Here is a 14,636-nt window from a genome sequence, read left to right on the forward strand (position 1 = left end):
ATTACTTTTAGGAAACATGGGTGATTGGCGGTACTGATTGAATGACTTGTTCATTGCGCTTCACAAAGAGCAGGAAAAGCACGCCACAAATGATAAAGAGCAATCCGTTGACGATCATGGCGTTGCCAAAACCAGTGCCGATATCTCCGGCTGATTGAACGATAGAGCCCGTTACCAGCGGCGAGATGATCCCTGCCAAAGTAACTAAGCTGGACAACACGCCTACCAAAAGTCCCGTGCGTTCCGGCAACAAGCTGCTGACAATGACAGAGGCGGCTGTTCCTACAGAAAAAGCAAATCCTTTTCCGAGGCACAGGAGGATCAAGACAAGTGCCGTAGATTGAACAAGGGTAACACCGTAAAAGCACAGTCCCCCTAAAATAATCGAAACACCGCCAACCAGAACATATGATTTACGATAGCTGCGATGCTTTTTAAAGAAACGATCACCAATCGAAGATATCAGAATGGTCATCAGTCCAGCCAAAAGTCCCGTGCCAGCAATCGCATAGGCCATTTCCTGATTCGTAAACTGGAAAACCTTGACGAGATAGACAGGCTCCCATACGGAGGCAAACGTCGTCCCCCAAATTTGTGCAAAATAGATTAAAAAACAGAATAGAAACGTGGATGAGAGCAAGACACCGGATATATCTGACCATTTCGCTTTTGGCAAGGTGGGAGCTTCGACTTTTGCGGGAGCGACGCTGACAAGTGGTTTTTCTTTTCCAATCCATAGCCAGACCAAGAGCCATATCAGACTGAGTGCGCCCATAAACGCCCAGGAAAATCGCCATCCATAGCTATCAATTAGCGCGACAATCATCGGTGCGGAAGCAACCGCACCGACGAAAGCACCGAAGTTCACTGTTGAATAAACCAGTCCACGCTTTTCTTCAGGGAACCATTTGTTCAAATGGCTGACAACCGTTGCCCAAAATGGCCCTTCCCCTATTCCAAGCAATACCCGCGCAACGACAAGCATCGGCAAACCCGCGATCGCATAAGCGCCAAATTGGATGACTGTCCAGGACAGCGCCATGATCGCTAGCATTTTTTTCGTCCCGATGCGGTCCGATAATGCGGCGCCTACAATCCCGGCGATGGAAAAAAGCCAGAAAAAGCTGCTTCCGACAAGTCCCCATTCCTTCTCGTTCAATGAAAATTCGGTCATAATCGGCACGGCAGAATATCCCGCAATCGTTTTATCCGCATAATTGATCATGTATAGCACAAATAACATAACCATTGTGATTCTGGCCATCATGTGAATCACTCCATTTGTGTAGGAAATAGACTGCCATTGTTCCCCGCTATTTTGAAAGCCTCACGCGCCCAATTCCATCCATGATCTCAATCACTGTGCCATATGGTTCACTTAAAGTCTTGAGCCCTTCCAATATCGAGGTATCCCCGCTTAATTTCGGCCACCCCATACGATGTACAGGCAGATCAAAGCCTAATTCAATCGGATACAGCTCCAGTTCGAGCAGCTCACCATCTTGCATTTTCCACAAGGGAATAACCGACTCCCACACCTCTTTGTGCACACAGAGTCCGCGTGTGTAATTGGCACTCATCGCTTCCAGCGCATCTGCCACATTATGAGTGTGGTCGAGGCCGTAGTGCTCGTAGAAATCAGCAGGTTGACTCGTAACAGCCTCTGTCTGAAAAACAAAATCTCCCAAGCTGTAAAAGATCGGCCGATTGTTGTAGATTTCAATGCCTCGCAATAAATGTGGGCCATGTCCCACCACTGCATGTGCGCCCGCATTGATGCAAGCTTTTGCAAAAACAGGCAAGAAATCAGCCGCAACCTCTTTCGCTTCCCCCTTCATCTCATGAGCGTGAATACTCACGATAACGTAATCAGCCCTCCTGTTTGCCTCCTCAATCGTTTTGACGATTCTGTTCAGATCGCGTGGATGCGGCTGAGTAGTCGTCCCTTCTTGGTTGCTTACCATGAAACGTGCATTTCCGAAAAGAAAGACCTCCTTACCCGGATCGTTCATGAAGCCTTCCTCGATTAGAAGCTTGTTGAAGGCGTTAATGTCCGTTGCCTCCGCAATGGCTTGCAAATCAGCGAGCTTTTCTTCCGTAATGTGGTGCGTCATGACATAGCGCATCGGATTGATCCCTGGTCTGCCAATACTGTCTGAACGCTGATCACCAGCAGCCCACCATGGATGAAAAGTCGACGTCGCAGCGATCAAGGCTACCCTGGCCCCTTCGCATTCGAGATAACGCGGCGCTCCCGCTTCAGCGAGATTTTTGCCTGCCCCAGCATGGACGAAGCCATACTCATTGAGATATCTCTCGGTTGCTTCCATTCCCCCGTACAAATAATCGAGCGTATGGTTATTTGCCCAGCCAATCATGTTAAAGCCGTAATCTTTCATGACTTGCAAAACGGAAGGTGGAGACATCGCCCACGTGCCTCCGCTCTGCGCGCTGGGATAGCCCTCATGATCGTGTACGGTCGTCTCCAGATTCGCAATGCGTACGTCCGCACGGTGTAGCAAGCTGGATACCTCTTGAAAAGCTTGGTCCCTGTATGGCAGATTGCGTGTAATGAAGCTGTCGCCAGTCGCTGTGAACCAAATCGGCTTGGTCATTGGTAGGATTCCCCTTTCCCTTTTCTCATTTTTTCTGCTTTCAAAAGATCGAGAAGTCTTCCTCATCCTTTCCGACAAACGAGTATAGCTTCGAGCTGATTTCATCATAGTGTTGCAATCGTTTCTGGACATTTTCCGCGTCGTGGAGCATGACGCCTTTGATCAAGACATTTAGCATCGAGAATAATGTGGGCATACCGCTAGTGGCAACGGGTTGGGGTGTGATGATTTTCAGTAGATGATCTGCGACTTGGCTGATGGGGGAGAACTCGCCTTCTGTAATCGCTAAAATTTTCGCTCCCAGCTCTTTTGCTGAATGAACCATTGCAACCGTTTCGCTGGGATGCCGAGGAAATGAAATCGCAATGACCAGCCATTCTTGATCTCGTTCGGTGAGAAAATAATCGGCGTTATCAACTGCTCCCGTATACAGATGTGTGTTACCTTTGATGGCATTCAAGGCCGAAAAAAGCCATTTTGCAGGAATATGGCACCAACGAAACCCTACCACTACGATTCGATTTGCCTGCACGATGCTTTTGACCACCTCTTGAAGCAACGTGTAGTCCATTTGCTGCAAGCCTTGTTGGAGATACGCAATATCGCTTTCCATCACTTGATGCGCGTAATTGCTCAGATCGAGCGTAACCTCGGTGTCTCGATATTTCTGGATCGGCCCCTTCCTTTGGTCTCCTATTAAAAGAGACTTTTTGATTTCTTCCTGAAGCTCTGTGTATCCGGAGTAACCCAACGCATAACAAAAGCGAATGACAGTCGCTTCACTGGTATTCGTAAATTCCGCAATTTTTTTGGCGGTATGGATCGCAAGTAAGCTTGGCTTTTCTATCGCGATCTTACAGATGATTTTTTGGCTTGCTGTCAGCTTTCCATACTGCTTCCGAATCCGTTCTTTTACGAGTTGTGCCATGCCTGAAGCTCCTTTATCATTCTGATTTGTTTTAATTTTGAGAATAGTATATCCTTTGCAATAAATCACTTCAATACTTCTTAGAAAATGTAGTTCATGCTTCATTTTGCTGGATAAAGAAAAGGGACCTCCACAGTTGGAAGGCCCCTTCTCTCGTCTTTATCGTTCCGTGCTGAGACATTCATTTGGTATCCAGCCGCATTCCCCTGTGCTCTCTAATTCGCACCAGCTCCATCCATTCAATTGCTTAGTTTTCATTTTAAACCAATAACTGCGTTTACTAATTCAAAGTTATAGCCCTAGTTTCTTTAAGAATCTTATTAAACTCCATTAAACCAATCATAGGTTTGTTGTCTAATGCACTAAGTATTTGCTTTTCAAAATCTCTGTTCGGCCTTTTACACCATTTGTTTTCAAATGAATATCTACCATCGGTAATTAAGTATCCACTCGCCTGCCCCCGTTCGGGACTTCCATCCTTGAGACGACGCCCATGCTAGGCGCACCATATAAGACTCGTCAGATACTTCGATCCCGTTGCGTTTTACGTGGAAAGTGAATGAATACGTTTTATCCTCTTCCTTATCCAGCTTGTTCTTGTCTACCCACTCCGGAATATCTGCTTCAGGAGTCTCTACGATAAGCGATAGCTCCGTAACCGCCGGGTCAAGATAAGGTGCGAGTGCTGCGATCGCTTTTTTCTTCGCTTCCTCTACACTGATTTTCTGCTCTGTTTTTCGTATGGCAATGGCCTGAAGCAGTATTGCTGCTTCCATTTATGCCTTTCGAGAATGATCATCCCATATTTTGAAGGACGTGTACATGGTGAAAGTATTACGTCATTGTCATATGAAATGAATGCCATTCTTTGGGCATTGAAGACTGATATTTCACGAAGGTCAGATCATTCACTACTGTTGAGAGCTACATTCCAATCAACTTGACGCATGGGACTGTACCTAGAGGCGAGCAGCTTGGTGTAGAAACCTCGATTTTCTTTAGTAGTTTGGAAAGACGTATCCTGAATTAAAAAATCAATTCCTGCCACAAAACCGGCAATATATTCACTCCATCCGGAATACGCTTGTTGTGCCAGTCTTGCAGCACTCAACATATATTCGATTGCCTGATCCTTTTGCAAGTAACCCAGTTTCAAACCAGCTCTGGATAAAAGGATACACCAAGCATAGTCATGAGCAGCAATCCCCTCTGAAGGTAGACATCTCGAATAGTAATCGACAAGAATCAACTGAGATTTCGATTGATGGTCCTCGGGTAACGCTTGAATGTATGCCGTTCGTTCTGATTCGGAAAAAGTAAATAAGAAATGACGGAGACGATTGAATTCTTCCCTCTTCCCTTCCGATATGAGCCATTTTATTGTATCAATAAGTGCGGTCTTATCTGTAATCTGTTTTTCCTTAAGAAGAAATAGGCACGTTCGTCTACTTAAATTTTCATGATATAACGCATAATAGTAGGCTCCACTTTTGCTAAAGCAAACAGACGAAAGAGCTCGCAGAAATAATCTGTGACCCTTCTGATTATATGTAAGAACGGTGGGTGCCATCGGTTCCTCCTTATTAGAATCGGACCGTTTTGTAGGTTCTGACAAACAGTCGAAGCAAAAATGCATAGAGAACTAGTAACAATACGGAATAAATCACTGCTTTAACGGGAACTTCATTAGTGACATTATGTACAACAATTAGTTTATCGACAACAAATTTGGAATCTTTGTATTTGGATCCAAAGTCTGTAATCTGTAAAACTTCCCATACATAATCAGGTAACTCTTGCGGCATTTTCACGATTGTTCCTGGCGAATCAATGAAATTACTTTTTTGTATCTGCACTGCTTGATTGGCATCTGAGACCAATAAAACGATTGATGAGTTATCAATCTTAGCAACATAAAACCATCCTGTGGGGAGAATGCTCCGAGCCCAATTACGTTGCTTACTGTAGGAAGAATTATATCGAGTACTGATAGCACCGGTTTGGGCTTTTGCTTGATACTCTGTTATTCCTAGAAAATGAACACTGGGAAGCTTTATTTGGGCGATATCAGAATAATCCAGTTGATTCAGCACCTCAGTGGAAGATAGTTCTACAGGATGAATCCTATTTTTTAGATAGGAAATAGGTGTTAATCCGGTATCATTGATGAAAGAATTAGAGAACAAAACATGTAGAAAAAGAACGAAGGATAGAGTGAATACGACACCTACTTTGGGCAACTGCATCCAAAACAGTTTCACACTGCCAAAAAAATTGGGCTTCCCAAGCTTTTTATACAATCTCTTTATGACTGATCTTCTGGTGAAAAAGGGCCTCCGCTTGGCCCGCTCCACCATCTCAGAACGGATATGTGCAAGGCTGGTTATGGCATCAATATCATTCGGAAAACTCTCCAATATCTTCAAGTAGTTCTCCTCTGCCTTCTCTAACTCACCAAGTTGAATGAGGCATTTCCCCAACAGACGCAGGGTACCCATATTGGCAGGCATACGTGAGAGGATGTACAGACATTCGTCTTTTGCTTCTACGAATTGATGGATTTCATACCATATCCGAGATCGAATCAGATACCAATCGATGTCATCTGGATAAATACGGATTCCGTGTTCCATTGCAGCAAGAGCAGACTCCATTTCACCCATTCGAAGGAAGTATTCACCCTGTAGCCGAAGCAAGTCAGGATCATCTGAATACATCGCATATGCTTCATCAAGCGATTGACCTGCCAGTTCCAGATTGTTTTCCTTAAGTGCCTGATATGCCGTCTCCCGCTTGTTCAGAAACACATCGTAGTCTAAATCGTCTGCATGCTGTATAAAGGTATAACGAAGAGCAGGTTCATCCAATTGTCTACAATAAAAATGGTAAAACTCTTCGGTGAAATGCTCCATTCGATCATCCGGATCTTCTGTTGCTAGTTCACGCCAACGAAAACAGTATTCGATGAATTCCCAAACTCTTTTAGGGAGACACCGATGTTCATGCAAGAAATCCAATAATGTTACTTCTACTATTTCTTTGAGCCTTACATTCCAGACAATATCGTTATTTAAAAGCTTTGACCATTGTTCATGCCTGATACGGGAAGAGAAATCAGAATACACCTCTTCAACTTGTCCCATGAATTCATCTACTGGGTCAATCTCTTCTAGTCGGTCTATAGTTTCAACTGTTAGCTCGACAGTGTTGGGAGGATTGGGCCAGGTATGGATGTTGTTTTCATCGCTGAACGACGGACCAGTTTCTTTGATTTCTCCCTTTTTCACAGCCTTCACTGCATGGTCATATGCTTCTCTTAGCCTTTGATAGCCTTCCGGATCATCCTCTGGGTGGTGAACCTTCAGTTTTTTGGAGTAGGCTTTTTTAATCGATTGAATATCTTTTGTGGGTTCCATCCCCAGTACTTCCCACACACCCATTAGTAGTCGAACCACCCTTCTAAATGATCCAGTTGTTTTTTAAACGCTAAAGTTGCCTTTTTTATCAGTTGCTGATCTTGTGTGGCTAACACAGCTTCGAACTTTTCCAGTAAATATGCAATTTCTGTGCGCTTGTCCCCAAGGGATTCTTCATACATCCGTTCACCCCGAGTAAGCAACAATCTATTTTCGGCCCTGTCACACGGATGGATTTTGATATCTCTCAATTCGTTAAGGCCACTTGACTCGGATTGGCAAGGTGTCGCAGTTTGGCGATCATGATAAGATTTTCCCGCGCCGTTCGCCCGATCAGCGTGACGACTTCGCCTTGACTAACTTCCAGCGAGATGCCCTTGAGCGCGTGAACATTTGGGAGAGACGGGAATCTTCAGGAGAGTGGCACGTCATCCCTGGGAAGGCGAATGAAACCGGCTTCCTTATTGGAAGATTGATCATGGAGACGGTTATACCATATTTAGGGATAAGGCGTAAATGTTTTTTTAGTGGATGGTGGAAAGGGAGGAAAACGTTAAAGTGGTAAGATAATAACGATTAATTATGCGAACATTTTATTTAACATAAAAAAAAGTACAAAAAGTTACACTCTGTACCCTTTCAAATCCCATACAGGAAAACAACATTTCCTACAGGGGGTTTTGAGCTCTCAACATGGGTATATTTCAATCGCAGTCATATTATGCGTACATGAAGGCATATATAAAAAAGCCGCTTAACTAAACAAGCGGCTTTATGTGGCTATCTACTTCGGTCTTCTCAAATACTATCAGTTCTTACGTTGTTGTCGATGCTCATTTAGAGCATCCATCCAAATCGTAACGAGCTCCGCAAAATACTTCGTTTCAATGAACGACTCCAATTCCTCGCCAGAGTCTATACCCGCTTCTAGCTGTCCCTCAACTTATGAGTTATAAATTCGAGTATAATCCCTCCGTATTTCGGAACTGTATAAATTTCCTGTCCCTTCTGATACTTCTGTTTCCCCGGAAACAACTCGTTGTATCCTATCTAAAATTTAGTTTTTTGAAAGTTCCGATCTAACCTGGCCTTCCAAATACTCTTCCCCGTCTATGTAGAGCGGAACGAGTTGATCCACAACGATCTCAAATTCGTTTTTCTCATATCCTTTTGACAATTTGACAAATGTATACGGGCCTACCATGACAGGCTTTCCGATGATGCCAAACTTTTCTTTGGCCTCCAAATATGCCAAGAGAGGCTTGTTCTCGGTTATGGCTGGTTGTCGTTCACCGAACTCCGGGACGATATAATGGTAGTTCGTGTTAAACCATTTCGTCATTTCGCTGGCGACAGCACCTTCGAACCGCGAGCCATGGCGAAGTATGGGGCTAATGAAACCGGGCCTCCCTCGTATTCATAACGCTTGGGGACCATTCCAAACATCACAGCCATATCCAGCATGTGATCGTAGTACGTAAAGTCACCCACAGGGATCAGCTCGACCCCTTTTTCCACTCGCGGTTCTTCCCGATCCGTGGATATCCCAAATTGCTGCTTTTCATGACTTGAACCCGCCCAATAAAAAAGGCATCTCCAACGATCAAAAAGAACGTTAGAAATGCCAAATAAGCACTGAGATCACAGCATCCTAACACCTCCCTATCTCCCGTAGGTTAAGCAGTGTCGTCGAAACAGGCAGGTCTCCTGACTTTGGGATCATCATCTGCACATGCCTTCCCAATCCATTTGGATCAGTGGCTGATAAATGTGCCGACTCCCCTCATACAGTGGCGGGACCGTATTCTCACCGACTTCCCTTTTCATCCTTGGTCGATCTTGCTAACCAAAGAACCTGTTCCCACTCCTATGAAATTGTCATGGTTCTGTGAAGTGCCCCCAGTAAACGAGCAGGGCAGCATACTGTTCATAAAGTAACACAGAATCCATTTTTTGTCATACTAAAATGTAAAATCAGCATCAGTCAACGGCTCTACGTTTAGCGTGCGGACATAACCATTTCCTTTTTTCGAGAAGAAGTCATGCTGCTTCGTCTGCGTGCGAATGCCGTTCAGCACGATCGGGTTCACTTCTTCCTCCGGGAATAGCGGGTCTAGCCCCAGATTCATCAATGCTTTGTTCGCGTTGTAGCGTACGTAAGCATGAACCTCGTCAGCCAATCCGATTTCCGTATACAACGACGTCGTATAAGCCTCTTCATTTTCTTGCAGCTCATGCAAAAGGGCATACAGCTCCTCTTTTGCTGCGGTCTGCTCGACCACACTCAGACCTTGATAGACTTCTTGCGCGAGAACGCCGACATAGAGTCCGTGGATGCTCTCGTCGCGAACAATCAGGTCGATAATTTCCCCGCTGCTTGTCATCTTTCCTTGCCCCGCCAAATAGAGCGGATAGAAGAAGCCGCTGTAAAACAGATAGCTTTCCAGGAAGACGGACGCTACCATCGCCATGTACAAGTCTTTTGGTTTCTCAATTTCTTGATAGCGTTTCGAGATGAGGGCGGCTTTCTTTTGCAAATGTGGGTTGTTTTCTACCCACGAAAAAATACCGTCGATCTCTTCTGTCGATGCCAGCGTTGTAAAAATACTGCTGTACGATTTGGCATGGATTTGCTCCATCATGCCCATGAAGGCGAGAACCGCTTTTCTTTGCAGTCCATCGACATGCTCCATGATCTTCGGCATCCCTACTCCACCCTGAACTGTATCCAGCAAGGTGAGACCGCCCAATACTTTTTTATACGTGTCGCGTTCAGTCGCACTGAGCTCCATCCAGGACATTTTGTCATCTGACAGCGGAATCTCATCATCCGTCCAGAACTGCATGATGTTTTGATTCCAAAACGTCATCGTAAAATCGTCGTCCGGCCTGTTCCAATTGACTGCTTTCATATGGCGTTCCTCTTCTCTTTGTGCTTGATGCTTATCCATTTATAAATCGAGTTCACTAAACAGCGCAGCTAATGCACTCTTCTACAGTCAAATGCTTCGTACGTGTATAGTAGAGTGACTTCAGACCTTTTTTCGCTGCGTAAATGTAATAGCGAGCCAGTTCTCTGGTTGAAATATTGCTGTTCACGTGCAGCACAGTCGATATTCCTTGGTCGATGTGCTCTTGAATTTCGGCAATCAAATCAATTACTTTGAATTGATCGATCACATACGCCGATTTGTAGTAAAAATAGTTTTCCTGCGACAAGTACGGCATCGGGTAATACGTCGTCGAGTTGGCATACGTTCTCGTTTCGATATGCTCGACGATTGGCATCACGCTAGAAGTCGCATTCTGAATGTAGGAAATGCTCTGTGTCGGTGCAATCGCCAAACGGTACGCATGGTAAACGCCATGCTTTTGCACCTTTTGCTGTAGGTCAGCCCAATCCTTTTGTGTCGGAATGTGCATTCCTTCGAAGAGAAGCTTTGCTTTTTCCGTCCGCGGACTGTAATCGTTCGTTACGTACTTGTTAAAATAAGTACCTTTTGCATATTCCGATTGTTCAAAGCCCAAGAAGGTCTTACCTGTTTCCTTGGCAATTTCCATGCTTTTTTCCAAGGAGTAGAAGTTCATCATCATGAAAAACGTACGAGCGAAATCCTTCGCTTCTTCACTCTCGTAAGCGATTTTGTTCTTTGCCAGATAACCGTTCAGGTTCATCGCACCAAGCCCTACGGAGTGCAGCTCGCGGTTTGCCTTTTGAACGCCTGGAGCGTTTTCTACACGCGTCATGTCACTGACGGCAGTAATGGCTTCGATTCCTTCGTGGACGGATTCACGGATCATTTTGCGTTCCATCACGTTGACGATATTGAGCGATGCCAGATTGCAGCTAATATCGCGACGGATGATATCCATCTCGCCGTAATTGGTGATCGTCGAAGTCTCTTGTAGCTGGAAGATTTCCGTGCACAGGTTGGACATTTTCACCGAACCAAGATCTTTCAGCGCATGGTTGTTGTTCGCATTCGTCTTGTTCATGATGTACGGATAGCCTGATTCCATTTGGATCATCGCGATTTTGGTCAACATCTCGCGTGCGCTCATCACAGTCTTTTTCTTGATGCGATCGTTTGCCAAGAGCTCCTCGTACATATCATCGAGGTCCATATCATCCAGATGCACGCCGTATTCTTTGTACACGGAGAACGGAGCAAACACAGTCAATGGCTTGTTTTCCTCAGCCAGCTTGTAGAACACATTTGGTACGATCAGGCCGATGGACAACGTTTTGATGCGTGCTTTTTCATCTGCATTGATCTTTTTGCAATCAAGAAACTCGTTGATATCCCAGCCGAAGATGTTATAGTACGCTGCTCCTGAGCCTTTGCGTTGCCCCATTTGATCCGCGTAGGAAAACGCATCCTCCAACAGCTTGAGAACGGGCATGACACCTTTTGCTGCGCCCTCGACGCCTTTGATCGGCTCTCCCCGTCCGCGAAGCTTGGACAGGTTCACGGCTACACCGCCGCCAATTTTGGATAGCTGCATACAAGTTCCCAAAATAAAGTTGATGGAGTTCAGTGAATCATCCATTTCGAGCAAGAAGCAGGAGACCATTTCTCCACGGCGGCTTTTGCCTGCGTTCAGGAAGGTTGGTGTCGCTGGCTGCAAGCGTTGATCCATCATGGATACTGTTAAACGCTTGGCGAGCTCAAAGTCACCTTGTCCAAGGGACAGTGCCACAACGGCCACCCGGTCTGGATACTGCTCCAAGTACATCGATTTATCGTTCGTTTTCAAGGCGTAATCTTTATAAAATTTGGAGATAGCCATGTACGAAGCAAATTGAAAATCAGCATCATAAGCCAAACGGAAAACTTCATCGACCTGCTCAACAGTGTATGTTTCATAGACGTTTTCATAGAAGTCATTCTCGATCAAATAGTCCATGCGTTCTTTGACACTGCCAAAAGTCATCGTGTTGGACTGCACTTCTTCCATGAAGACCGCAACCGCTTCCCGATCCTTTTCCAGTTGATAAAATCCGTCATTGCCACGCTGCATCAGTTCGTTGTTCAATTCAATATGCCGCAATTGCTGCCACCCCACTCGTAAATTGTTCCACGTCACGGCCGGTACCGGACAGTTCAAATTTAGAAATCACCGGAACGCCGTATTGGCTCGCGATCGTATCCGCGCTTTTGGCAAAGCTGGTTCCCCAGTTGCGGTTGCCGCTGGCAGATACTCCGCGCAGATGGACATGATTTCGCTTCAGGAACGTCGCCACCTTCTCCGGCACTTGTCCGAATCCCGTCGTGTATGTGATCAAAATGAATGGCTCGTCCAGCACCATATCTTGATCAATTTCCACATGTGGCAAATTAATTTTGTTGACGAATCTTCGGACGTTTCCTGTTTTTGAATCATAAGCGATTAGCATGTCCCTCATCCTATCCTGCATTTTTTACTCTGTATGTATGTTATTTAGCCAAAGTAAAAGCGCATCCGACGTTTACATGCCGAATGCGCGTGATGACTTCCATCTAGCAATTCGCCAATGCGAATTGAGCGCTCGAACACTTCCCTATCTCCCGTAGGTTAAACAGTGCAAGCGGTTAGGCAGGTCTCCTGGCTTTTGGATCATCGCTCCATTCTCACCTTCCCGATCGTTCATGATCAGTGGCATTCTTTCGCAAATGGAACTCTCTCATTACAGTGGCGGGACCGCGTCGGATTCTCACCGACTTCCCTATTAAGTCTACCAAATCTGGCTGGCAAACACCTTACCGCATCAATATGTAGTTGGCAAAACTTACTTTACCTCAATATATCGTAGGAGTCAAGCTCAGTATGCGCTCTTTTCGAAAACTAACTATTCTCCTTTTTCGGCTATTGCTAATCTCTGGTTCTCGTTCATATAATAGATTTTGTGCGTGTTGGTTAGCCATGGAAAGATTGGAGAGTAGCCCTCATGAAAAGCACCGACTATCAACCTGTCGTCATTCCTCGTTCTTACAGTAAAAGCATGACTTATCAAGAGCGGGACTATCATATTTTCGTAAGTGTTCCTGCCGATCCCCCTCCGGAATCAGGCTTTCCCGTCATATATTTGCTAGATGGCAACTCTGTTTTTGCCACCATGACCGAAGCGATACGGATACAATCACGTGGCCCTGAACGAACTGGCGTGTATCCTGCTATCGTCGTCGGGATTGGGTATCCAACGGACGATCCGTACCATCCTGCCCGTTTCTTTGATTACACCTATGAAGTTCCCGCCTCAGAGCTTCCTGGCAACCCAAAAGGAGCCGCCTGGCCTCAGATGGGGGGAGCAGAGCAGTTCCTCACCTTTTTGGAGGAGCAGCTCAAGCCTAGCATCGAAAATGACTTCCCCATCGATCGGACGCAGCAAGCGATTTTTGGACATTCGCTAGGGGGCTTGTTTGTCTTGCATGTACTTTTGTCGAGACCACACGCTTTTCAGCGGTATATCGCTGGAAGTCCCTCGATCCACTGGAATGAGAGTGTCCTGCTTGCGAAGGAGAGCCAATTGCCGAGCCTGCTGACAGATGACCTCGACGTCCATGCGCTCCTCACCATTGGAGAGCTGGAAAACGATGGCCGGTTCTTGGTCAAAGAAAAATCCCTGGCGATGGTCGAACGATTAGCCTCCATGGGCAAAGGTCAAATCAAAGCTTCCTTCCAAGAATTTGTTGCCGAAAATCATTCGTCCGTTTTGCCAGTCTTGGTTAGCCAAGGACTCAAATTCGCTACGAAAAAAACTGCCCGCTAAAAAAACGGGCAGTTTTTGTTTATCATGATTCGCTTACTGTAGAGATAACACTTTGGTGATTTGGGGCAGCTCTTCGATGGCAGCTACAATCGTCGGTGTAATCTCTTCGTCGGTCACAGAGATAAGCAGGGCATTCTTCCCTTTTTGCTCGCGCGATACATTCAACTTGGAAACATTGATTTGATATTCAGCCAGTTTTCGTGAGACGTCATAAATCACGCCTGGATAATCGATATGGTGAACCAACAACCCATGGGCCCCTGGAGGTATGCGACACGCGCAGTAATTGATTTCACTGATGTACACTTCTCTCCAATCTTGCGCGAAGGTGTACTTGTTCGCCCCTACCCGCAAAACCGCCAAATGATTCGCATATTCGCCGGAGCTATGTTGGACAGGTACCTTCGTACCGAGTCCTTCCACTAACAGCGTTGCGATTTCCTCTTTATTTTCATGAGCAAGAATACTTAATTGTGCACTCGCTAACTCTGGCTCGAGTCTTCGAATCAGTTCAGCCAGCTCACGCAGTCCAGCATGTTGGGTCATGTGATGCCTTCACTCTCCCAGTCAGGTTTATCCTTGTTTTCACGGCAGAATCCATGCTTCCGGCTCTTTCTTGATGGAGGATTCATTATCAGCACGATACCAAGCCGTCAACGTTTGCCCATCTTTCGTATAATAGATGCGGTAGATGGTATTGCCTTTTCCGCTGTTAGTAAAAGGACTTTCTTCCAGCGGAACCGCTGTCACTCCACCCGAGGTAACAACCCCGCCGTTCTCCTTGATGACGTTTTGGATCGTCGCCATATGCTCTTTCCCCAAGGAGGCCATCCCGAAATAAGAGATGATCGCCAAGAGAACCGCTCCCGCCAAAAACGAAACGATAATCACTTTTGATTTTTTCGCAGCATCCACCGAGTGCTTCC

At 45.7% G+C, this 14,636-nt stretch carries 13 protein-coding genes, 2 pseudogenes and 2 riboswitches; of the genes and pseudogenes, 1 reads left to right on the forward strand and 14 read right to left on the reverse strand.

Annotated elements, in window-relative coordinates:
* Nucleotides 1-7 precede the first annotated feature (7 nt).
* The 12 genes and pseudogenes from HP568_RS03625 to nrdI all read right to left on the reverse strand — a co-directional run bounded on the left by HP568_RS03625 (nucleotide 8) and on the right by nrdI (nucleotide 12,357).
* A complete protein-coding gene (locus tag HP568_RS03625) occupies nucleotides 8-1,267 on the reverse strand; it encodes an MFS transporter (RefSeq protein ID WP_173628361.1) in 1,260 nt (419 codons plus the stop codon).
* 46 nt (nucleotides 1,268-1,313) lie between these two features.
* Nucleotides 1,314-2,615: a CapA family protein gene (locus HP568_RS03630; RefSeq protein ID WP_173628362.1), complete on the reverse strand. Its 1,302-nt coding sequence runs from the start codon at nucleotides 2,613-2,615 to the stop codon at nucleotides 1,314-1,316.
* A gap of 40 nt (nucleotides 2,616-2,655) precedes the next feature.
* Nucleotides 2,656-3,543, reverse strand: coding sequence for a MurR/RpiR family transcriptional regulator (locus HP568_RS03635; protein ID WP_173628363.1), 888 nt, complete (start codon nucleotides 3,541-3,543; stop codon nucleotides 2,656-2,658).
* A gap of 425 nt (nucleotides 3,544-3,968) precedes the next feature.
* Nucleotides 3,969-4,319, reverse strand: coding sequence for a hypothetical protein (locus HP568_RS03640; protein WP_254551020.1), 351 nt, complete (start codon nucleotides 4,317-4,319; stop codon nucleotides 3,969-3,971).
* A gap of 128 nt (nucleotides 4,320-4,447) precedes the next feature.
* Entirely contained in the window at nucleotides 4,448-5,113 is a 666-nt protein-coding gene (locus tag HP568_RS03645; RefSeq protein WP_173628364.1) for a DUF1266 domain-containing protein, read from the reverse strand.
* 13 nt (nucleotides 5,114-5,126) lie between these two features.
* Entirely contained in the window at nucleotides 5,127-6,983 is a 1,857-nt protein-coding gene (locus tag HP568_RS03650) for a J domain-containing protein (RefSeq protein ID WP_173628365.1), read from the reverse strand.
* Entirely contained in the window at nucleotides 6,983-7,141 is a 159-nt protein-coding gene (locus HP568_RS03655) for a hypothetical protein (RefSeq protein ID WP_173628366.1), read from the reverse strand. Before HP568_RS03655 ends, HP568_RS03650 begins: the two co-directional genes overlap by 1 nt.
* Before the next feature lie 126 nt (nucleotides 7,142-7,267).
* Nucleotides 7,268-7,332, reverse strand: a pseudogene (locus tag HP568_RS30195) (ATP-binding cassette domain-containing protein); the annotation flags it as partial.
* A gap of 717 nt (nucleotides 7,333-8,049) precedes the next feature.
* A pseudogene (locus HP568_RS03665) lies at nucleotides 8,050-8,524 on the reverse strand (uroporphyrinogen decarboxylase/cobalamine-independent methonine synthase family protein); the annotation flags it as partial.
* A gap of 115 nt (nucleotides 8,525-8,639) precedes the next feature.
* Nucleotides 8,640-8,833: riboswitch (cobalamin riboswitch) on the reverse strand.
* Nucleotides 8,834-8,920: 87 nt separating this feature from the next.
* Nucleotides 8,921-9,871 carry a class 1b ribonucleoside-diphosphate reductase subunit beta gene (gene nrdF, locus HP568_RS03670; protein WP_056487832.1) on the reverse strand — a complete coding sequence of 317 codons (951 nt, stop codon included), beginning with the start codon at nucleotides 9,869-9,871 and terminating at the stop codon, nucleotides 8,921-8,923.
* A gap of 55 nt (nucleotides 9,872-9,926) precedes the next feature.
* The gene (nrdE, locus tag HP568_RS03675; protein WP_173628367.1) at nucleotides 9,927-12,011 is read right to left on the reverse strand and encodes a class 1b ribonucleoside-diphosphate reductase subunit alpha; all 2,085 of its coding nucleotides are present in this window, start codon (nucleotides 12,009-12,011) and stop codon (nucleotides 9,927-9,929) included.
* The gene (gene nrdI / locus HP568_RS03680; protein WP_015891428.1) at nucleotides 11,998-12,357 is read right to left on the reverse strand and encodes a class Ib ribonucleoside-diphosphate reductase assembly flavoprotein NrdI; all 360 of its coding nucleotides are present in this window, start codon (nucleotides 12,355-12,357) and stop codon (nucleotides 11,998-12,000) included. Before nrdI ends, nrdE begins: the two co-directional genes overlap by 14 nt.
* 161 nt (nucleotides 12,358-12,518) lie before the next feature.
* Nucleotides 12,519-12,718, reverse strand: a riboswitch (cobalamin riboswitch).
* A 170-nt stretch (nucleotides 12,719-12,888) separates the two neighbouring features.
* On the opposite strand from nrdI, the gene HP568_RS03685 reads away from it, so the two are divergent.
* The gene (locus HP568_RS03685) at nucleotides 12,889-13,710 is read left to right on the forward strand and encodes an alpha/beta hydrolase (protein WP_173628368.1); all 822 of its coding nucleotides are present in this window, start codon (nucleotides 12,889-12,891) and stop codon (nucleotides 13,708-13,710) included.
* 33 nt (nucleotides 13,711-13,743) lie between these two features.
* Here the strand turns inward: HP568_RS03685 and HP568_RS03690 are convergent, their stop codons facing one another.
* Nucleotides 13,744-14,256: an ACT domain-containing protein gene (locus HP568_RS03690; protein WP_048033196.1), complete on the reverse strand. Its 513-nt coding sequence runs from the start codon at nucleotides 14,254-14,256 to the stop codon at nucleotides 13,744-13,746.
* Nucleotides 14,257-14,295: 39 nt separating this feature from the next.
* The gene (locus HP568_RS03695) at nucleotides 14,296-14,625 is read right to left on the reverse strand and encodes a hypothetical protein (protein ID WP_048033197.1); all 330 of its coding nucleotides are present in this window, start codon (nucleotides 14,623-14,625) and stop codon (nucleotides 14,296-14,298) included.
* Nucleotides 14,626-14,636 lie beyond the last annotated feature (11 nt).

Source organism: Brevibacillus sp. MS2.2, assembly GCF_013284345.1.
Lineage (GTDB): Bacteria > Bacillota > Bacilli > Brevibacillales > Brevibacillaceae > Brevibacillus > Brevibacillus brevis_C.